Source organism: Eubacterium sp. LMAG:50, assembly GCF_008680265.1.
In the GTDB taxonomy this organism is placed as follows: Bacteria; Bacillota; Clostridia; order Lachnospirales; family Lachnospiraceae; genus Eubacterium_U; species Eubacterium_U album.
Genome location: NZ_NALP01000006.1, coordinates 149099 through 171597 on the forward strand (window position 1 = coordinate 149099; position 22499 = coordinate 171597).

The window sequence follows — 22499 nt, forward strand, 5'->3', positions numbered from 1 at the left end:
TTTTCAGTCAAATATCAAGTTATTTTTCCAAATATTTCTAGGCAGTTTTTATTCTATTTTTAACCCATTCATCATTAATAGGTTTAAAATCCTCTTCAACAAAATATACGTTATACCAAACAAGGAAAACGTAAATTGTCCAAATCTTTCTACTGTTATCTGCTTTGTCTGCTTTGTGGTCTTCTAATAATTTTACAAGTAATTCTGTATTGAAGTATTTATTTGCAACATCACTTGTAAACATTTCATATACTTTATTGTAATATTTATCTTCTTTTAACCAAACTCTGATTGGAACCGGGAATCCAAGTTTCTTTTTATTGGCGGTAGCTTCCGGTAAATGTCTTTTGGCTGCAATTCTAAAAGCTCTCTTTGTAGCTTCTTCATTACATCTAAAATCTATTGGAAGTTTCTTTGCATAATCAAATACTTTTACATCAAGGAACGGAACTCTTGATTCAAGGCAATGAGCCATACTCATTTTATCTGCTTTAAGTAAAATGTCGCCCTGTAACCAGAAATTTGTATCAATATACTGCATTTTAGCGATATCATTTAAGCCTTCTACTTTTTTATATGTTGAAGCCACAATATCTTTAGGTGGAATATGAGTAATTGGATGTTTCAAATACTTTTCCCTTTCTTCAACTGAGAACATATTGGCATTTCCAATAAATCTTTCTTCAACATCTTTACTGCCTCTGATTATAAAATCTCTTCCCTTTATATCAGGTAACTTTTTAGCTATAGCTGCGAGTCCTTTTCTAAATCCTTTTGGAAGTTTCTGATATCCTTTAAGAGACAAAGGTTCATGATAAATATTATATCCACCAAAGAACTCATCAGCACCCTCACCTGAAAGAACAACTTTAATCTGTTCTGCAGCGACCTGATCAACAAAATAAAGTGCTATACATGAGGGATCTGCTAAAGGCTCATCCATATAATACATAACTGTAGGAATCGAATTAAAATACTCATCACTGTCAATTGTTTTATTATAATTTTCCTTGCCTAATTCTTTTACAAGACTTTCGGCATATCTGATTTCATTATATTTACTGTTTTTATCAAGAAATCCAACTGTAAATGTCTTCTTACCCGGAAATTCCGAAACGACATAACTTGAATCAACACCACTTGACAAAAGTGAACCTACCTCTACATCAGCAATCATATGAGCGTTAATTGTATCTTTAACAACATTCTCAATTTCACCTACTGTTTTTTCTAAATCTCCACTTTCTGCCGGTTCCATCATTGGATCAAAATATCTTTGGACTTCAAGTTTTCCATCTTTAAATATAAGGTAATGTCCTGCCGGCAGACGATATATTCCTTTAAAGAATGTTTCAGGAAGAACAGAATACTGAAAACTTAAATACTGTTCAAGAGCTTCTTCATTAACTTCTTTTTTAAATCCCGGAAATTCTAATATTGCTTTTGTTTCAGAACTAAATATAAAGTTATCATTAAACAATGAATAATAGAATGGCTTTATGCCAAAGTGATCTCTTGCACCAAACATAAGTTTTTTATTAGTATCCCAGATAACAAAAGAAAACATTCCTCTTAATTTTCCAAGTAATTCTGTACCATATTCTTCGTATCCATGTATAAGACATTCTGTATCAGAGTCATTTGCAAATGTATGTCCTTTAGCAATCAAATCCTTTCTGATTTCTAAGTGATTATATATTTCACCGTTAAATACAATTGCAATATCGCCTGTTTCATTATACATAGGCTGTGCGCCATGACTTAAATCAATAATGCTAAGTCTTCTATGCCCAATAGCCACATCATTGTCTACATACATACCTTCATCATCCGGTCCTCTGTGTGCTATCTTATCCATCATAGTTTTAAGAACATCTCTGCTGTTATTTACTTTTCCTGCAAATCCACATATTCCACACATATCAATCTCTCTTTCGTCTTATTTATAATATTTTCTTTACTTCATCTTCATTGATAATTTCATCAATAAGAACTCTCTCATCCATCGGATATTTTACACCTTTAATTTCCTGATAATCTTCATGTCCTTTTCCAGCAAGAACAATAACATCTCCATCATTTGCATTAACAATAGCGTATTTTATTGCTTCTTTTCTATCCGGAACTACAACATATTCTCCATCAGCTTTCTTAATTCCCGTAATAATATCATTTATAATATCCATAGGTTCTTCAAATCTAGGATTATCAGATGTAACAATTGTTAAATCTGATAATTTAGATGAAACTTCTCCCATTTCAAATCTTCTTTCAGCTGAGCGATTTCCACCACAGCCAAATAATGTAACTATTCTTTTCGGATTATATTCTTTAAGACTCGTAATTAAACTTTCTAAACTCATAGCGTTATGAGCATAATCAATCATTAATGTAAATCTCTTTGAAACCGGAATAATTTCAACTCTTCCCTTAACTTTTACATCAATCAAAGCCTTCTTAATATCTTCAATGCTGTTAGTAAAATGTTTGCATATAGCAATAGCACATAATGAATTATATACACTAAATTTTCCGGGTATATGAATTTCTACAGGGAATGATAATTCTCCTGATAAATTATAAGATACGCATAAGCATCCCTGTTTTGTAAACAATTCAATATCATTAGCCTTAAGATCACATTCATTATCAATGCCGTATGTTTCAATATCACATGTATGACCATCTAATATCTTATCTAAGAAGTCCGCATCTGCATTTATTATTCCATGTTTGCATTGTTTTAAAAGCAATCCCTTACAATGTGCATATTCGTTAAAATCTGCATGTTCATTAGGACCGATGTGATCTGGTTCTATATTTGTAAAAACTCCATAATCAAATTGAATTCCTGCAACTCTGTTTTGTTTTAATCCTTGAGATGATACTTCCATAACAACACATTCGCATCCCTCTTCAACCATCTTTGCAAAACTTTGTTGTACAACATATGATTCAGGCGTTGTGTTGCTTGCAGGTATTTTTTTATCTCCAATAATTGTTTCTATTGTTCCAATTAAGCCTGTTTTTATTCCAACACTTTCTAATACCTGACGTATCATATATGTAGTTGTTGTCTTTCCTTTAGTTCCTGTTATTCCAATTGTTTTTAATTTATTAGCAGGATATCCAAAATAGGCAGCAGACATATAAGCTAGCGCTTTTCTGTCGTCATTAACTTTTACAACAGTTATATTTTCAGGGGCCTTAACTTCATCAGTAACTATTAAAGCCGTAACTCCTTTTTCAATTGTTTGTGGTATAAATTTATGCCCATCTACGCCTGTTCCTTTTATGCACACAAACACATCATCTTTCTGTGCCTTTCTTGAATCATACACTATATTATTTATATCAATATCTAAATTGCCCTGTACAAGCACATATTCTATATCTGTGAGTAAATCTGATAATTTCATATTATTTTCCATGCATAGACTTAACAGTCTAATGTTCCTTTCATTTTATATATCATATTCTCCCGTAAAAACAACTCTTGCAGGTCCTGTCATATATACAGTATTTTCATCCTGATTATATTCAATCTCTAATTCTCCACCTAATAGTTTTACAGTTACCTTATTTTCTGTAAGTCTGTTTAACACACTTGCAACTACGCTTGCGCAAGCTCCTGTTCCACATGCAAAAGTTTCACCTGAGCCTCTTTCCCACACTCTCATTTTTACTGTCTTCTTATCAATAATCTGAATGAATTCCGTATTTACTTTATCTGGGAAAATTTCATTATTTTCAAACTTAGGTCCGATTTTTTCTATTTCAAGATTATCTGTATCATTTATAAATGTAACTGCGTGAGGATTACCCATTGAAACGCATGTTATGTTAAATGTCTTTCCATCTACCTTTACAGGCTTATTAATCATCTTTTCATCGTCATATTTAACCGGGACTTTATCGCACTCAAGAATTGGTGCTCCCATATTTACTCTGACAGTTTTAACTTTTCCATTTTCAACATTTAATTTTAAAGTCTTAATTCCTGATAAAGTTTCAACTGTTATTACATCTTTATCTGTTAGTTTAAAATCATAAACATATTTTGCCACGCAACGGATTCCGTTTCCACACATCTTTCCTTCTGAACCGTCAGCATTGTACATACACATTTTAAAATCAGCTACTTCTGATGGATTAATTATTATAAGTCCGTCTGAACTTATTCCAAAATGTCTGTCACTAACTGCTATAGCAACTTCATTGGGATTATCAATTTTTTCTTCAAATCCGTTTACGTAAACATAATCATTTCCGCAACCTTCCATCTTTGTAAACTTCATAAGCTCTCCTGTTCTTCCTGCTACTTTTAATCAATAATAAGAGATTGTATCTATTAATTTCAATTTGTTTATTTAAAATATACTATTTTTAAAAAACAAATTTGGTATAAATATACCACATATAAATATTAAAGTAAAACATTTTAATTTATATCATTGGCGTTTAAAATCTTGTATATCACTACACCTATTTCATTTAAATTAAAGAAAAAAATATCAAAAAAAATTTTTTTAAACAATATTTAAATTCATACTTTTTAATATTTTGTTTTGCCTTAATCTCTATAGCTTTTATTTTAATATTATTTACATATATATTTTCGTATCCAACAACTTCATTCTTAAAAATTGGTGCATTCTTTTTGGATATTACTATCTTTTTATCAACTTTATCGTCATTTTTAAGCAGCAATCCAAATTTTTCATTCGTATATGTATTTAATATATTTTCTACCCCATTCCTAACATCGTATTTAACAAAATCATTCTGTATATCGACTATTTCTTTATAATTATAATTTTCACCATATTTCATTAAGCTTAAAGTGTCATTCCATTTATATCCTTTATTAGGTGGCCATCCACATGCAAGAACACATGAAATTAGTTTTTTATTTTCATTTTTTAAAGCACCTACAAAACAATATCCTGCATTTCCTGTAAATCCTGTCTTTATACCTATTGCATCACTCATTTTATCTAGAAACGCATCTTTATTACTTACAGAAACTCTTCTTCCGTTTTCGCTTGCAAAAGAATAGTTTCTTGTATTTGTGATTTTTACAAACAGTTCATTATTTGTTGCATACATGCCTAAAAGAGCCATATCGTAAGCAGTTGAATATTGATTTTTGGCATCAAGCCCATTTGGTGTAACAAAATTTGTATCCTTCATTCCAATATCTTTTGCTTTAATATTCATTAACTCTGCAAATTTTTCAACACTTCCAGCTATATGCTCAGCGACTGCTACAGCGACATCATTATATGACTCTAACATCATTGCGTATAGTAAGTCTTCAAGTTTATATTTATCTTTTGAGTCTAAATGCATTTTAACCTTTGGCATAGCTATCGCATAATCAGACGGAGTAACCATATCACCAAGATTTCCATTTTCGATTACTAATATACATGTCATAATTTTAGTCGTGCTTGCCACAGACACTTTATTGTGTGCAGATTTTTCATACAAAATTCTACCTGAGTCCCCATCTATTAAAACAGCAGACTTTGCGTATTTTACTACTTTTTCCTCATCAGCATTTATTTTACAAATACAAAGTATATTACATGCGATAATTATCGTTATGCAAAAACTTATCAATCTATAAATACTTTTTTTAGACATAACTCCTCCTGGTCATATTTTACATACTAATTAAAAAAATAAAGAAGCCAGATTTATATTCCAGCTTCTTTGCTACTTTATCTTTTAGTCATTTGATTTAAGAGAAACTTCTTTTTCTGCTTCTTCTTTTATTTCTTCTATAACATCAGGATTAATCTCAGGTAGATTTTCTGAAGAGTCAACTCCAAACCTTCTCAAAAATTCTTCTGTCGTACCAAAAAGTAACGGTCTACCCGGAGTATCTAATCTTCCAACCTCCTGAACCAATTCGTATTCAACTAGTTTATTGACTGCAAAATCACTTTTTACTCCTCTGATACTTTCAATCTCAGATTTTGTAATTGGCTGCTTATATGCAATAATAGAAAGTGTTTCCATCATTACATCCGTAAGCACCTGTCTTCTTGGTTGCTTTGCAACTTTTATTAAATAATCATACATTTCAGGTTTAGTACATAACTGATATGCATTTTCTAACTCGATTATTCTAATTCCTCTTGAATCACTTTCAAGTTCCTTCTGCATATTTGCAACAATCTTTTTAACTTGAGCTTTAGTTAATTCTAAGGCCTTTGCAATCTTATCTATTTCTACTGATTCTCCCATAGTAAATAATATTGCTTCTATGGCAGCTTCATAATTATTTGTTTCCATTAAATCTTACACCTACTCATTCCTTTGTGCTAATAATTATATCATCAAATGTCTTTTCCTGACTTACATTAATCTCTCCCACTTTAATCAGTTCTAATACTGCCAGGAATGTAACTATAACTTCCATTTTTGATGTCTGGTTTTCAATCAACTGTTTAAAGCTGCATTTATGCTTTTTTACAGCTACTTTTTTCACATAAGTTATTTTATCAGTAAGGCTGACCTCCTCCATTTCAATTTTACCAAATTTACTTCTTACAGGGTCAATCTTATCTATCTGGCGTTTAATTACTGTATCAAAAATTTCTTTTAACTTATTTAAATCAACATCCTTTAAAATTTCATCTAAATCTACAGGCGGTTGATATTTTGCAACTTCTTCAGGAATTGTCGGTTCTTTATATAGTGACTTTCCCGCATAAAGCTGCATATCTTTAAGTTCTATAGCTGCATATTTATACATTTTATATTCGATTAATTTTTGAACCAAATCTGCTCTCGGATCAATTTCTTCACCATCTTCATCAACTTCTTTAGGCAACAGCATTTTACATTTTATATCAATTAACGTTGATGCCATTACCAGAAATTCGCTGGCAAGGTCAAGATTTTCTTCTGCTAATTTACTTACGTACTCTAAATATTGTCTTGTAATTTCAACAATAGGTATGTCATAAATGTCTACTTTATTTTTTTCTATCAAATGCAAAAGCAAATCTAATGGTCCTTCAAACACTTCAAGTTTTACTTCTAATTCCATGTATCTTACTCTTTCAAATTAATATCATTGTTAATTTTACATAAATTCATATATTTTTTCAACTCATTTTTAAATGCAGCATCTAAATACATTTTTAAACATTTTTAAATATTCTGTTATAAAATTATTCTTCTCTACATTTTCATACGATATTATTTCTGTTTCTCCTATTTTTTCTTTGTCAATAAAATATTCGCATACACCAAGTTTATCCCCCTTTTTAACCGGAGCCTTAATATTAGTTTTAATCTTATCTTTGCTTTTAATGTTGCTAATATCTCTGTCCTTGATTTCTACATATGAAAATTTATTTTTAACCCCTGATTTTACGTATTCTTTTTTACCATTCTTTATTTTCACATTACTTTTATGCACATTTTCATCCTTATAAAATTTGCATTTTGAGAATCCATAATTAATCAGTTTTTCTGACTCAGAAAATCTTGTTTTATAGTCAGGCGCTGCCATTATTACCGACACCAATGTGACATCATTTTTCTGTCCTACAATAGATACGCAATATTTTGCTTTTGATGTGCTTCCTGTCTTTAACCCCTTTATGCAATCATTTGTTTTAAGTAATTTATTTGTATTTGACAGAACAAACTCCTTTTCCCCCTTATCCGTTTTATGAATTATGGTTTCCATCCATATTGTTGAATATTTAAATATCTGCGGATATTTTGTAATTAATTCTGAAGACATAATCGCCACATCATTTGCACTCGAATAATGGTTATCAGAATCCGTAAGTCCACAACAATCTTCGAAATTAGTATTATTCATATTTAGTTCTTTAGCTTTTTTATTCATTCTATCAACAAATTCGCTTTCAGAACCGGCTATGTATTCAGCCATGGCAACCGAGGCATCATTTCCTGACGCAACAACAATACATTTAATTAGTGTTTCCACACTTTGCTGTTCTCCTGTTTCCAAAAACACTTGTGAACCACCCATGCTTTTTGCGTGTTCACTTGTCGTTACCATATCATCCAATTTAATTTTACCCGCTTCTAATTCTTCAAAAATAAGTAATAGCGTCATTATTTTTGTTATACTTGCCGGACATAATTTCTCATCCCCATTTTTGTTTACCAAAATTGTTTTAGATTCAGGCTCCATCAGTACTGCCGCCTTAGCTGTTATTTCTTTTTCTATTGATGAATTTTCAACAGTTTCATTTTTGTTGTTTTTTGCAAAGACACTTTTACTAAAGATAAATGTAAACATTAGACAAACACAAAGTATGTATATAATTATTTTCTTCATAAAAAACTCCATTACAACCTATATAACATTGTAATGGAGTTTCATTAAAATTATTCTTTATTTTTTTTATTCTTTCTATTTTTCTTAGTTTCAGGTACGGTTGTCTCAGGAATTGTTGTTTCTTCCTGTGGCATTGCCAGATTTTCCGATTCAAAAATAATCGGATCTGTCTTCTTCAACACATGAGTATCTGAATTCTGCTGGTATACAGAGAAACTGTCTCCATCTTTCAAATCGCCATAATTTATCATTAATGTGCTATCATCAATAAATACAGTAGAAACTTTTTCGTCATTTATATAAACTTTACTATAATTTGTGAAGTTCTTTCCATAAATATAAACTGTTCCACTTCCATCATTCATTGGCGAAATTGATGAAACAGACACCTTTGTAAGACCAAACTGAATATCTGTTGCTACATATGGATTATCACCACCATAAAGCAAATGATCCCCATACAAGCTGTCATATTCAAGATTTTGTAAACCATCTGCATAATCATCATCATTCTTGTGCTTTTGTGTATAATTATTGATTGTACCTGCAGTCATATTTAATCCGCCAAGAATTTTTGACTGTAACTGGTATGCTTCTATATCTTCGTCTTCGTATTTTGTCTTAAAATTAGACCAGATAACATACTGTGTCTGATATACATCACCATTTACAAGTTCTGATTCCGTTATACCTAAACTTGGCAAATGATCTCCATACATAACTAATATTGTATCTTCATCTCTCTTAGAAAGAGTTTCCACAAGTTTCTGTATAAATTTATCCATTTCATTTATCTGCCAAACATAATACTGATACTGATTTGTCTTTGCCTGATCATCTAATCCACTTACAGTAATCGGATAATCATAGTCTCCTTCAGTAGGATAACTTCCGTGTCCCTGTACAGAAATTGTATAAATATAATCCTGTCCTTCTGTAGAGTCAAGTGCTGCAACTATTTCATCTGTAAGGAAATAATCTTTTGCCCAACCCATAGGAGTAAAGTCATCAATATTCATTGTTTCTATACTTGAAAATGTATCGTATCCTAAATTTGAAAATACTACATTTCTACTATAAAAAGTTGCTGTATTATCATGAATTGCATGAGTAGCATAACCATATTCTTTTAAGTTATATGCTATACTTTCACATGTTGTCTCTTTTAAAATTGTTTTAAAAGGATATTCACCAGGGCCAAAATCATCCAGATTCATTCCTGTCATAACTTCAAATTCTGTATTTACAGTTCCTGCACCTACAATTGGAACATCTAAATATCCACTTGGATACTGTTCCATCAGGCTTTCAAAATATGGAACCGGATTTTCAGAAAAAGTTATATTTGTCATATTGTTAATATCAAAAAATGACTCTAACTGCAAAAATATTATATTAGGCTTTTTCTTTACCTTCGTTTCTTCTACATCTGCAGTCAAACTTTTTATTGTTTTATCTGAATAGTCTGCCGGCTTATCTACACCTGTATTAACCAAACTGTTAGTAAAGCAGTAAACAAAACCATAGTCTCTGTAACTGTCAGCCAGATTTCCAAATTTAGCTGACAATAATGATGAAGCAATTCCTAAATTAATTGCGCCAAAACCTATCACCCATATAATTGCTATTGCTATTATGTTACGAACATAATTAATTTTATGATTTACTTTAGGTACTTTAATCCAAACAAATACTAATCCTACAACTGCTAAAATCGCTAAAGCTATAATAAGTATGTATGCAAAAGTATTTAAATATTTATTCATTACATCCAATGCACTATCAATAAGCATCATGTCTACCGCAGTAAATGGTGTAACTCTATACGATAGCAATACACAGTTGGCTATACCAAATATAATCCAAACAATCGATATAATTGATATACCAAAAAATCTTCGTCTCATCAGTAATGTAACTGACAACGTCATTAAAATTATTATCGAATTACATATAAAAACATATGGGCTTGAAATAAGATAAAAAATTCCTTTTAGGAAAGAACCTCTTGCCAACATTTCAATAATAAGATTAACTAGTAATGCAACAGTAATATACATATAAATTATATGTTTATTATAAGTTTCCTTAAAAAAATGTTTTACTTTAATTAATTCCTCTTTTGCTTTTTTAATGTTATCTAACATCCCTGTCTTCCTCTATTAAAATTTTTATAGCATCTACAGCAACTTTTATAGCCTTTTCGGTATTAAGACAGTCCTCTTCTACAAATCCTGCCTTCTTTCTTTCCTGATTCCATACTACATTAAACACAGAACCACATCTAACGCCTAAAGTCGCTGCAACTGTATACAATGCAGCTGATTCCATTTCACTTGCAAGCACTCCCAAACGTTTCCATGCTTTCCATTTATTTAGCAGTTCATAAGACACCGGCATTCGCTCAGGTGCATGCTGTCCATAAAAAGAATCTTTACATTGTACCACTCCACAATGATACACTATTTTATTTTTTTTGCAAGCATTAACTAATGCAGTTGCAATAGAAAAATCTGGAACAGCTGGAAATTCAATTGGTGCATATTCTCTACTTAACCCTTCATTTCTAATAGCTCCGGTTGCAATAACACAATCTCCTGATTTTACTTTCATGTTAATTCCGCCACAGGTTCCTATACGCACAAATGTATCCGCTTTACACGCAACCAGTTCTTCCATTGCTATTGCAGCTGAAGGGCCACCAATTCCTGTTGAAGTAACAGAAACTTTTTTCCCTTCTAAATATCCTGTATACGTAACGAATTCTCTATTTCTGCTTATAAACTTTGCATCATCTAGATGAGATGCTATTTTTTCACACCTGCCCGGGTCTCCCGGAAGAATTACATATCTTCCAACGTCATTTTCATCTACCTGTATATGATATTGTTTTCCCATATAGTACCCTCCTGTTCAATCCTCTAAAATCATATGATATAATATCAAAAATGGGAATAATGCAAACACATCCTCAAATAGCAAAATCCATTTTTGTACTCTAATCATTATATTTTTCAACTAAAACAATGCTAAAGAATTTTATTTAAAAAACTTTCACCATTGCTTATTTTTACACCAAATATTTCTGCTATTGTAGCTCCAATATCAGAAAATGAATTCAATATTCCCAAATCTACTCCATTTTTACAATTCTTAGAATATGCAATAACAGGAATATATTCTCTTGTATGATCAGTTCCTTTAAAAGTAGGGTCACAGCCATGGTCTGCATTAATTATAAGTAAATCATTATTCCTTAAATTATCAATTATTTGAGGCAATCTGCTATCAAAATCAATAAGTCCCTGTCCATAACCTTCTACATTTCTTCTGTGTCCCCATTTTGAATCAAACTCTACTAAATTTGTAAATATAAGCCCCTTTTCTAGTTCTTTCATTTCATCTAATGTTTTATTTACGCCATCCATATTATCCGTTGTATGAATTGCCTTTTCTATTCCGCTTCCACAAAATATATCATTTATTTTTCCAACTGCCGTAACACTAATTCCATTGTTTTGTAATATTTTAAGCAAATTAGAGTCTGATGGTTTAACCGAAAAATCTCTTCTATCGCTTGTTCTTACAAAGTTTCCCGGATTACCATCAAATGGTCTGGCAATTACTCTTGCCACGCTATCATCTCCACAAAGAATCTTTCTGGCATTTTCACACATTTCATATAATTCATCCAAGCTGTAAACAGATGTATGACATGCCACCTGAAAAACACTGTCAGCTGAGGTATATACAATTGGTTTCTTCGTCTTAATATGTTCGACTCCATATTCTTCTATTACTTTCGTTCCCGAACCAACCTTATTACATAATATACCCGGTAAATTTGAAGATTCTATAAACTTATTTATTATTTTTTCATTAAAACCATTCGGATATACTTTAAAAGGAGTCTCCGTAATTATCCCTGTCATTTCCCAATGACCAACTGTTGTATCCTTTCCTTTAGATTTCTCCATAGCTTTACCATATATTCCAACAGGATTTACTACATTTCTAATATTTTTATTCACACCTCGTATATTCCCAATCCCAAGTTTTTCTAAATTAGGAAGTCTAAACCCCTCTTTTGATTCATAAATATGTCCAAATGTGTCAGCACCTTCATCTCCAAATTTATCAGCATCCGGAAGTTCACCTATACCTGCACTATCTAATATAATCCAAATTACTCTGTTTAACATTTAAACCACCTCCACAAACAAAATATCGCTCTAGATGTGTAGACAAATTAATCTTAATCTAACTTTTTACATCATTTTATATGTTTATTATACTACTTTTACTTTTAAAATAAAAATATGATGGCATATTTTTTCTTTATTGAAGAATTAAATTTATATGGTATAATGAGCGTTAGCGATGGGTAACCTTCAATTACCTTATATGGTGAATTTTATCTTATAATTGATTATTTTTAATCAAAAATGCATTGAATAAAAGCATTTTCTAACAAGTAAGTTGATTATATTTAATCAACATTTTTATTCTGATTAAATCAGAAATAATTTTATTCCCATACATCCTATAACGACTTTTACTAAAGGAGAGCAAAATCATGAGTTATGAATTTTTCAGAAAACTTCCGACTCCATTGGAAATCAAAACAATGTATCCGGTGTCAGATGAAGTTGCAAAACAAAAAGAATTAAACGATACAGAAATTCGCAAAGTTTTCACAGGCGAACTTGACAAATTTTTATTAATCATCGGTCCTTGCTCAGCTGACAATCAGGAAGCTGTTGAAGACTACATTTCAAGACTTGCTAAAATTCAGGAAGAAGTTAAAGATAAACTTCTTATCATTCCAAGAGTTTACACAAACAAACCTCGTACAACAGGTAAGGGATATAAAGGTATGTTACATCAGCCTGATCCTGAAAAGAAACCTGATTTGCTTCAAGGGTTAATCACAATAAGACAGTTATTCTTAAAGTTAATGGAAGATACTAAGTTACCTTTAGCAGATGAAATGTTATATCCTGAAAATTACAGATATTTTTCAGACTGCTTATCATATGTAGCTATTGGTGCAAGATCTGTTGAAGATCAGCAGCATCGTTTAACTGCAAGTGGAATTGACATTCCTGTCGGAATGAAAAATCCAACAAGTGGAGATATTTCAATCATGTTAAATTCAATTGAAGCTGCACAATGTGGTCATTCTTTCATCTATAGAGGATGGGACGTTCAGACATCCGGAAACGATTTAACACACGCTATATTAAGAGGTGCCGTAAACCAATACGGTCAGTGCATCCCTAACTATCATTATGAAGATTTAATTAATTTACATGATTCATATATGGACAAGGGATTTGCAAATCCTGCAGTTATTATTGATACAAACCATTCTAATTCAAACAAAAACTATTTAGAACAGATTAGAATAGCTAAAGAAGTAATGCATAACAGAAAACATTCTGACGATATGAAGAAATTCGTTAAAGGTCTTATGATTGAAAGTTATATTGAAAACGGAAATCAGCCATTATCTGAACATACATATGGTAAATCTATTACTGATCCATGTTTAGGTTGGGACTTATCTAAAGAATTAATTTACGAAATTGCTGATCAAGCTTGATGAAATAAAAATCCGACAGACATTTTAGTACTGTCGGATTTTTCTATATTAAACTATCTAAAACTTTACCTGATAATAAAAACCATGGCTTTATCAACCACAGTTTTATTTATTGCATTCAATTCATATATACTAATTACTCTTTTATATAACCTATGCTTTAGGATGTGCCCTATCATAAGCTTCCCTTATCTGCCTGTTTTCAGGATTCAAATACATATGGGTTGTTGACACATCTGAATGTCCAAGCATAACCTGTACAGACTTTAATGCTGCACCATTATTAATTAAATGCGTTGCAAATGTATGTCTTAACACATGCGGAGTGATTTCCATATCTATTTCCGCTTTATTACCATACTGTTTTATAATTTTCCAAAAGCCCTGTCTGCTCATTGTTTTTCCTGAGCAATTAAGGAACAGGCAATCACTTTCATTATCGCCAAGCAAATAATCTCTTCCATTTCTCAGATACATTACTAATGCTTTTTTTGCATCGCTACCAAATGGAATCATTCTTTCTTTTGTTCTGTCATGACAAACTACATATTCTAACTCAAGATTAACATCTTTTAATTCTAATGTGATAATCTCTGTAACTCTCATTCCTGTAGCATAAAGTAATTCTAGCATTGCTTTATCTCTCAATTCTTTTGGAGTATCTCCACTAGGTGCACTTAAAAGTGCATCAACCTGATTTAAAGTCAATACATTAGGTGCATGTTTTTCTATTTTAGGAGCTACTAATTTTAAGGCATAGTTTTTCTCGACCAATCCCTCGTTAAACAGATAGTTAAAAAAGGATTTTATACTTACTATTGATCTTGTTATAGTAGATGATTTACGTCCTAATTTATGCAAACATTCAACATATCCAACTAAATCACTCTCATTTATCTGTTTAAAATCATCTATTCCTTTATTTTCTAAATAATCCACAAGTTTCTTCAAATCTCTTCTGTATGATAATTCAGTATTTTCAGAAATATCTTTTTCTTTATGCAATTTTATTATAAATTTTTCAATTTCCAAATGCATATTCCGTCTCCTAATTCATCCTAAAACAACATCACACAAAAGATTTTATAGTCGCATATTATGTGTCATTTTATAGTCGATTACTATTAATTATATATTTCTTTTACGATAAAATCAAACACATTTTTGCATCTATTTACATTCAAAATTATATAAATATATTATTTTTGCAATAAATACACTATATATCGTTTGATTCATTTTTAATCAACTACATATTGGTCAAAATATTTTATTAAAAAAATATAATTTTAAATATAAATGCAATAAAGGAACTAAGAATTCCTATAAATCCTATATTTATGAAAAGGAGATTTCCCATAATAACGCATTTATATTTTATGTTTGTTTTTGTTTGTTGTTCATAATTAATCATATATTTTTCGATAAAAAGAACATAAAGCAATTGAAGACTTTTTTCCAATATATATATGAATACTGATACTATGAAAATAAACCCAGGTCTTTTCAACAACATACATAACTGAATCATAAAAGTTAAACCAACATAAACAATATATATATCTATAAAATATTTTCTATATTTCGTTATTCCAATAAAATTTAGAAATATCATTTTTTTCATTTCGTAATATATAGTAAAAAAAATCATACTATCTAATTTTATTTGAACAAACTTTCTATCTATCAACAAACTTTCACAATATTTATTTACAAAATAAGAATCTGTCCATAAATACCTAAACATCATAAATCCTATAATATTTCCGAGTATAAATGCACAGATTCTAAATTTAGTTTTTGAGAACTGCCATCTTACCATATAATCACTCTTCATTAAAGTGTATTATATAATATGCAATTACATTTATTTTATCACTTATTACAACAATACTTATTATAATATGTTAAAATTGCCGAAACAGTTTTGGCATCGTTAATTTCATTTTTCATAATCTTTTCTAACAATTCCTCTACAGAATATATTTCTAATGTAATATCTTCGTCTTCATCGAAATTCTGCTGAGACTCTTTTAAATTAAAAGCAACATATACATCTATTTTTTCCTGAGAATATGCTATTGCAGGAATTAATGTCTGTAAAAATTCGATTTTTTCAGATGTATAACCTGTTTCCTCTTCAAGTTCACGGGCTGCACATACTTTAGTAGGTTCATTTGCTCCATCTAAACCTCCTGCCGGAATTTCCAATGAAAACTTGTCTACTGCATTTCTCCACTGTCTCACCATAATTATTCTTCCATCATTCGTTACAGGAATAATTGCTGCAGCACCTTTATGTTTTATCAAATCCCATTTCACAGTATGATTCTTCGGTGTAATAATTGTATCCTTACAAAAATCAATTATGGCACCTTTATAAACAATTTCTCTATTTATTCTATTAAACTCCTTCATATATTTCTCCACTCCATATTTCAAAAATCAAATAGACATTTATAAAAAACGACAAATTATTTTATATTTTCACACTTATCAAAACAAGCTTCTGTTGCTTTCATAATTGCACTTCTAAATCCATTATCTTCTAAAACCTTAACAGCATCTATTGTTGTTCCTGCCGGCGAACAAACCATATCTTTTAAGATTCCCGGATGTGCCTTTGTTTCTAAAACCATCTTTGCTGAGCCGTAAACTGTCTGAGCTGCAAATTCATATGCATCCTGTCTGCTCATACCACATCTTACTGCTCCATCTGCAAGTGCTTCAATAAACATAAATACATATGCTGGTGAACTTCCACTAGCACATGTAACTGCACTCATAAGTTTTTCATTAACAATTTTCATCTTACCAATTGCCTTAAATATCTTTTCAATAATATGTTTTTCCTCCAGATTAAATTCTGTAGGATTATAAGCAACTCCTGTCATACCTTCACCAACTAACGCCGGAGTATTGGGCATTGCTCTAACAATTCTTGCATCAAATCCAATTCTGTCTTTCAATTGTTTAATTGTAATTCCCGGTGCGATGGAAATAACAACATTTTCTTTTTCTATTTCATCTGCTATATCTTTTAAGACATCATTATAAAACTGAGGTTTAACCGCAAGTATTAAATATTTAACACTACGTACAACATGTACATTAGAATCAAGATAATCAACTTTAGTTTCATTAGAAACCTGCTTCATTCTATCTACATTTACATCATAAAATACAATATCCTGTACATCAAATTCACGTAAAGCACCCTTTAACATTGCATATCCCATATTACCCATTCCGATAAATCCAATTTTAGCCATATATATTTACCTCCAACATCTTTTCTGTAAAAGTATATCATAATAAAAAAAAAGTGCAATTAACTTGCACTTTTTTATAATTTTATAAAGTATTATTTCGTATAGCCGAATGATTATGTAATTAAAATCTATTTAGCATAATCTGTTACTCTGCTTTCACGAATTACATTAACTTTAATCTGACCAGGATATTCTAACTCAGCTTCTATCTGTTTAGAAATATCTCTTGCCATGAGTACCATATCAGCATCAGATACTTTCTCAGGTACTACCATAACTCGAATCTCTCTTCCTGCCTGAATAGCAAAAGACTTCTCAACTCCTTCAAATGAGTCCGTAATATCTTCTAACTGTTTTAATCTGTTTGTGTATGTTTCAAGTGTTTCTCTTCTAGCACCCGGTCTTGACGCTGAAATCGCATCAGCTGCCTGAACTACACAGGCAATAAGGCTTTCAGGTTCAACATCACCATGATGTGCTTCAACTGCATTAATTACAATTGCAGATTCTTTGTATTTTCTACAAATATCAACACCTAACTGAATATGTGTTCCTTCCATATCGTGGTCAACAGATTTACCTATATCATGTAATAAACCTGCTCTCTTAGCAACTCGAACATCTAATCCGATTTCAGCTGCTATCAACCCTGATAAATGAGCAACTTCAATTGAATGCTTTAAGGCATTCTGTCCATAACTTGTTCTGAACTTCATTCTTCCTAAGAGTTTTATAAGTTCAGGATGTAATCCATGTACTCCAACTTCTAAGGATGCTGCTTCACCCTCTTCTCTAATCATTGTTTCAACTTCTTTTTGAGCTTTCTCAACCATCTCTTCGATTCTGGCCGGATGAATACGTCCATCTACAATCAGCTTTTCAAGTGCAATTCTTGCAACTTCTCTTCTAATTGGATCAAAACTTGAAAGAATTACTGCTTCAGGTGTATCGTCTATAATCAAATCAACACCAGTGAGAGTTTCTATTGTCCTAATATTTCTTCCCTCTCTACCAATAATTCTACCTTTCATTTCATCATTAGGAAGATTTACAACTGAAATTGTAGTTTCTGAAACATGATCTGTTGAACATTTTTGAATTGCATTAACAATTATGTCCTTAGCTCTCTTTTCAGATTCTTCCTTTACTCTTGCTTCATTTTCCTTGATTAATTTCGCTGTTTCATGTTTTACTTCTTCTTCAACAGTTTTCAATAAATAATCTTTTGCTTGTTCGGAGGTTAATCCAGAGATTCTTTCTAATTCCTGTACACGCTGCTCATTAAGTGATTCAACTTTAGCTTTCATAACAGCTAACTCTTCCTCTTTAACCTTAAGTGCAGCTTCTTTCTTTTCATAGCTATCCATCTTTTTATCAATGGTTTCTTCTTTGTTAAGAACTCTTTTTTCGTAACGTTGAATCTCAGCTCTGCGTTCTCTTACTTCCTTGTCTAACTCATTCTTTGTCTTGAGATTTTCTTCCTTTGCTTCTAATAAAGCTTCTTTCTTCTTAGATTCTGCTGTTTTAATTGCCTCATCTATGATTTCTCTTGCTTTGCTTTCAGCATTTCCAATCTTCTTTTCACTTACATTCTTTCTATATAACGAAGTGATAACTGAGGAAATAATAGAGAATACAACTGCGACTGCAACTACTATAATAGCCACTAATTCTGGTTTCACAGGAGCACCTCCTTATTAAATTTTCATTGTACAAACACAACAAATTAATTTTACTCCCAAATCAATGTTATGTCAAGTAAAAAGGGGTACTTATCCTGTCACATATACCATCATTTCTTACTACATATTGTATAAATATTAATTGAACAAACTAACATTTGTGCATTACCATTCCGTATCATAGTTGGTGTACTTAAATAGTGCTTCCTGTATTTCTCCATAAGAAAATCCTTTTCCTAACAGATATCTGCACATCTTGTTATACTGTGTTTTATCATTCAAATCATTTTTTTTTATAATCTTTTCTATTAATTTATTTAATGCCTCTTCATTAGATAAATCCATTTCTAAAAGAACTTTACTGACATTTTCCTTATTAACTCCTTTTTTATATAATTCAAGTTCTATTTGTTTTATACTTTTCGAATTTTGTTTAGAGGATATATAGAGTTTCGCATATCGTATATCATCTACATAACCATATTTCTTTAAAAATTCAATTGCATTATTTATTATATCTTCCGGGTAATCACCTAATTTTAACTTATCTCTTATCTGTTTTTCTGTCTTATCCATATCTTTTAATAAAAATAATGAGCGCTCACGCGCTCTCTTATTTAAGATATTATACATTTCATTATAAGACTCATTCGAAAACTGAGAATCTGCTTTTATTCCCAGTTTTCGAACTTCTCCTTTATATAATTGAACTACGATATCGTCATCGATTATAATTCTACATTTCTTTCCTATATCTTTTATTTCAGTAATATAGTGCATGTTATTCCTCTACCTTACCATTATCCTGCTTTTCTGATTCACTTTCCTCATCATGTGAAGAAAAATGTTCACGAACTTTCTTTTCTATTTCGTTCATAGCAGCTTCATGTTCTCTTAGATATATCTTGGCATTTTCTCTACCCTGACCAATCTTCTCACCATTATATGCATACCATGCGCCACTCTTTACAATAACTCCAATTTTAGATGCTAAATCTAAAATATCTCCTTCTTTAGATATTCCTTTACCAAACATAATATCAAACTCAGCTTCTTTAAACGGAGGAGCTACTTTGTTCTTAACAATCTTTACTTTAGCACGGTTTCCAATCATCTCTCCACCTGCTTTTAATGTTTCAACTCTTCTAACATCAAGTCTTACAGATGAATAGAATTTCAATGCTCTACCACCTGTTGTGGTTTCCGGATTACCAAACATAACCCCAACTTTTTCTCTTAACTGGTTAATGAAAATAACAGAACAATTCGTCTTATTTATAACACCTGTTAATTTTCTTAATGCCTGTGACATAAGTCTTGCCTGAAGTGCTACATGTGTATCACCCATCTCGCCATCAATTTCAGCTTTAGGAACTAATGCCGCAACTGAATCAACAACAATTATATCAACTGCTCCTGAACGAACCATTGTATCGGCAATTTCTAATGCCTGTTCACCAAAATCAGGCTGTGAAATATATAAATTATCTATATCAACACCAATATTCTTAGCATAAACCGGATCAAGTGCATGTTCAGCATCAATAAACCCTGCAACTCCGCCCTGTTTCTGTACTTCAGCAATCATATGTAATGCAACCGTTGTCTTACCACTTGATTCAGGGCCATATATTTCAATAATTCTTCCCTTAGGAATCCCTCCAATTCCAAGTGCTATATCAAGGCTTAATGAACCTGTAGGTGTTGAATCTACATTCATCTGCGCCCTTGAATCCCCAAGTTTCATAATTGATCCTTTACCATGATCTTTCTCAATCTTAGCAATCGCTGCATCGAGTGCTTTTAATTTATCTTCTTTATTCATTTCGTTCCCTTTCTGTTCGAACTTATGTTCGTTATGTTATTATCTTATTATAACATTGAACCAATGTCAACCTTTTTTTATTACGGACGCTATTATAATATCACATTTTATATTTAAATTGCAATATTAAATTTATTGTTTAAATATTTTTATTAAAACTTTATCGTCACAATCAGCATTTTAAATATATATTACAGACAATTAACAATTTAAGTATATATTTGAATAGTTACAAACCAATCCTAATCAAACCATAAGATTAGTCTCTCCAATGCATGACAACTAACGATTCCATCTTCAAACATTCGTCCGGATACAATTAAAGCCGTATGAAAATTATGTTGCATTCTATCGCACTAATTACTCATACGGCTTATTTATATATTTATTTTTAGATTTATTTTTTATCATAAATTATCAAAAATAATAATTGCATAATGACATCAAAAGCAAACTTAATCCTAATATTTCAAAATATTATTATTTTACTTAGTTTCAAGCAATTTTTCAATTGCTGCAATTTTTGTACAAACAATCAATATTTTACTTGCATCGATCAATTCTTCAGGTGAAGGATATGATGGTGCAATTCTAATATTGCTATCTTTAGGATCTATTCCATATGGGAAAGGTGCTCCTGCCCCTGTGAGAACCATTCCTGCTTCTTTGCACATATTTACTACTTTCTTTGCACAGCCTTCCATAACATCAAAAGATATGAAATATCCACCATTTGGCTTTGTCCATGTAGCAATTCCATATCCATCTAATTCAGCATCAAGCATTTTCAATACTGCTTCAAACTTTGGTCTTAATTTAGCTGCATGTTTAGCCATATGTTTTTTTACACCTTCAGCATTCTTGAAATATTTTACATGACGAAGCTGATTCATTTTATCAAATCCGATTGTCTGTACTGACATTCTCTTCTTAATTTCATCAACATTTGCTACAGATGAAGCTATCGCAGCTATCCCTGAACCTGGGAATGTAACTTTCGATGTTGATGCAAATTCGTACACCATATCTTCATTTCCTGCTTTTTTACATTCATCAATAATATTTAATATAGTATCCTGTTTTTCTTCTTCATCGTATAAATGATGAATAGCATATGCATTATCCCAGAAAATTCTAAAGTCTTTAGCTGCCGGTTTAAGTGCTGCCATTCTTTTTACAACTTCATCTGAATAAGACAATCCTGTTGGATTTTCATATTTTGGTACACACCAAATACCTTTTATAGATGCATCTTTAGAAACTAATTCTTCAATCATATCCATATCAGGTCCATCTTCTTTAAGTGGAATATTTATCATTTCAATACCGAAATGTTCTGTAATACCAAAATGTCTGTCATATCCAGGCACCGGGCATAACCATTTTACTTTATCTAATTTACACCAAGGAGTTTCACCCATAATTCCATGTGTATATGCTCTCGAAATTGCATCATACATTAAATTAAGACTTGCATTTCCGCCAATAATAACATTTTCCGGATTACACTCCATAATATCAGCCATCATTTTTTTAGCTTCCGGAATTCCGTCTAAAACACCATAATTTCTGCAATCGAAACCGTTTGATGCCTTTAAATCACTTTCTGAATTAAATACATCTAACATATCCATTGACAAATCTAATTGGTCAGGTCCCGGTTTTCCTCTTGACATATCCAAACTAATTCCGGATTCCTTAATCTTATTGTACTCTTTGTAAAGTCCTTCTAATTCTTCCTGCAATTTTTCTTTGCTATATTCATTATAAAACATTAGTG

19 protein-coding genes are annotated in these 22499 nt (G+C 31.1%); 1 reads left to right on the forward strand and 18 read right to left on the reverse strand.

Annotation, left to right across the window (positions count from 1 at the left end):
* Positions 1 to 37: 37 nt before the first annotated feature.
* From asnB to CCC31_RS03535, 10 genes are all read right to left on the reverse strand, one after another.
* The gene (gene asnB / locus CCC31_RS03490) at positions 38 to 1921 is read right to left on the reverse strand and encodes an asparagine synthase (glutamine-hydrolyzing) (RefSeq protein WP_290849708.1); all 1884 of its coding nucleotides are present in this window, start codon (positions 1919 to 1921) and stop codon (positions 38 to 40) included.
* A 22-nt stretch (positions 1922 to 1943) separates the two neighbouring features.
* Complete coding sequence (locus CCC31_RS03495) at positions 1944 to 3419, reverse strand: UDP-N-acetylmuramoyl-L-alanyl-D-glutamate--2,6-diaminopimelate ligase (protein ID WP_290849710.1); 1476 nt, start codon at positions 3417 to 3419, stop codon at positions 1944 to 1946.
* Between the two features lie 45 nt (positions 3420 to 3464).
* Entirely contained in the window at positions 3465 to 4298 is an 834-nt protein-coding gene (gene dapF, locus CCC31_RS03500; RefSeq protein WP_290849712.1) for a diaminopimelate epimerase, read from the reverse strand.
* A gap of 196 nt (positions 4299 to 4494) precedes the next feature.
* Positions 4495 to 5649, reverse strand: a complete 1155-nt coding sequence (locus CCC31_RS03505; protein ID WP_290849714.1) for a D-alanyl-D-alanine carboxypeptidase family protein — start codon at positions 5647 to 5649, stop codon at positions 4495 to 4497.
* An 84-nt stretch (positions 5650 to 5733) separates the two neighbouring features.
* Positions 5734 to 6303, reverse strand: coding sequence for an SMC-Scp complex subunit ScpB (scpB, locus tag CCC31_RS03510; RefSeq protein ID WP_022088362.1), 570 nt, complete (start codon positions 6301 to 6303; stop codon positions 5734 to 5736).
* Between the two features lie 16 nt (positions 6304 to 6319).
* On the reverse strand, positions 6320 to 7063 hold the full coding sequence (locus tag CCC31_RS03515; RefSeq protein WP_290849717.1) for a segregation/condensation protein A: 744 nt from the start codon (positions 7061 to 7063) through the stop codon (positions 6320 to 6322).
* A gap of 69 nt (positions 7064 to 7132) precedes the next feature.
* Positions 7133 to 8335 (reverse strand): D-alanyl-D-alanine carboxypeptidase family protein, encoded by a 1203-nt coding sequence (locus CCC31_RS03520; RefSeq protein WP_290849719.1) that lies wholly within the window; start codon positions 8333 to 8335, stop codon positions 7133 to 7135.
* Between the two features lie 50 nt (positions 8336 to 8385).
* Positions 8386 to 10482, reverse strand: a complete 2097-nt coding sequence (locus CCC31_RS03525; RefSeq protein ID WP_022088359.1) for a sulfatase-like hydrolase/transferase — start codon at positions 10480 to 10482, stop codon at positions 8386 to 8388.
* On the reverse strand, positions 10472 to 11233 hold the full coding sequence (gene udp, locus CCC31_RS03530; RefSeq protein WP_022088358.1) for a uridine phosphorylase: 762 nt from the start codon (positions 11231 to 11233) through the stop codon (positions 10472 to 10474). Before udp ends, CCC31_RS03525 begins: the two co-directional genes overlap by 11 nt.
* Positions 11234 to 11364: 131 nt before the next feature.
* Positions 11365 to 12537, reverse strand: a complete 1173-nt coding sequence (locus CCC31_RS03535; RefSeq protein ID WP_290849723.1) for a phosphopentomutase — start codon at positions 12535 to 12537, stop codon at positions 11365 to 11367.
* Positions 12538 to 12911: 374 nt separating this feature from the next.
* On the opposite strand from CCC31_RS03535, the gene CCC31_RS03540 reads away from it, so the two are divergent.
* The gene (locus CCC31_RS03540; protein ID WP_290849725.1) at positions 12912 to 13940 is read left to right on the forward strand and encodes a 3-deoxy-7-phosphoheptulonate synthase; all 1029 of its coding nucleotides are present in this window, start codon (positions 12912 to 12914) and stop codon (positions 13938 to 13940) included.
* Between the two features lie 153 nt (positions 13941 to 14093).
* On the opposite strand, the gene xerD is transcribed toward CCC31_RS03540, so the two are convergent.
* The 8 genes from xerD to CCC31_RS03580 all read right to left on the reverse strand — a co-directional run bounded on the left by xerD (position 14094) and on the right by CCC31_RS03580 (position 22494).
* Complete coding sequence (gene xerD / locus CCC31_RS03545; RefSeq protein WP_022089051.1) at positions 14094 to 14978, reverse strand: site-specific tyrosine recombinase XerD; 885 nt, start codon at positions 14976 to 14978, stop codon at positions 14094 to 14096.
* 235 nt (positions 14979 to 15213) lie between these two features.
* Positions 15214 to 15762, reverse strand: a complete 549-nt coding sequence (locus tag CCC31_RS03550) for a hypothetical protein (protein ID WP_117910199.1) — start codon at positions 15760 to 15762, stop codon at positions 15214 to 15216.
* 53 nt (positions 15763 to 15815) lie between these two features.
* On the reverse strand, positions 15816 to 16358 hold the full coding sequence (locus tag CCC31_RS03555) for an NUDIX hydrolase (protein WP_022089049.1): 543 nt from the start codon (positions 16356 to 16358) through the stop codon (positions 15816 to 15818).
* Positions 16359 to 16414: 56 nt separating this feature from the next.
* Positions 16415 to 17212: a pyrroline-5-carboxylate reductase gene (gene proC, locus CCC31_RS03560; RefSeq protein ID WP_022089048.1), complete on the reverse strand. Its 798-nt coding sequence runs from the start codon at positions 17210 to 17212 to the stop codon at positions 16415 to 16417.
* Positions 17213 to 17340: 128 nt separating this feature from the next.
* A complete protein-coding gene (rny, locus tag CCC31_RS03565) occupies positions 17341 to 18894 on the reverse strand; it encodes a ribonuclease Y (RefSeq protein WP_243003058.1) in 1554 nt (517 codons plus the stop codon).
* 165 nt (positions 18895 to 19059) lie between these two features.
* Positions 19060 to 19674: a regulatory protein RecX gene (locus CCC31_RS03570; protein ID WP_290849734.1), complete on the reverse strand. Its 615-nt coding sequence runs from the start codon at positions 19672 to 19674 to the stop codon at positions 19060 to 19062.
* Between the two features lies 1 nt (position 19675).
* Positions 19676 to 20719 carry a recombinase RecA gene (gene recA / locus CCC31_RS03575; protein WP_022089045.1) on the reverse strand — a complete coding sequence of 348 codons (1044 nt, stop codon included), beginning with the start codon at positions 20717 to 20719 and terminating at the stop codon, positions 19676 to 19678.
* A gap of 485 nt (positions 20720 to 21204) precedes the next feature.
* Positions 21205 to 22494: an aminotransferase gene (locus CCC31_RS03580; protein WP_117910197.1), complete on the reverse strand. Its 1290-nt coding sequence runs from the start codon at positions 22492 to 22494 to the stop codon at positions 21205 to 21207.
* Positions 22495 to 22499: the final 5 nt, after the last annotated feature.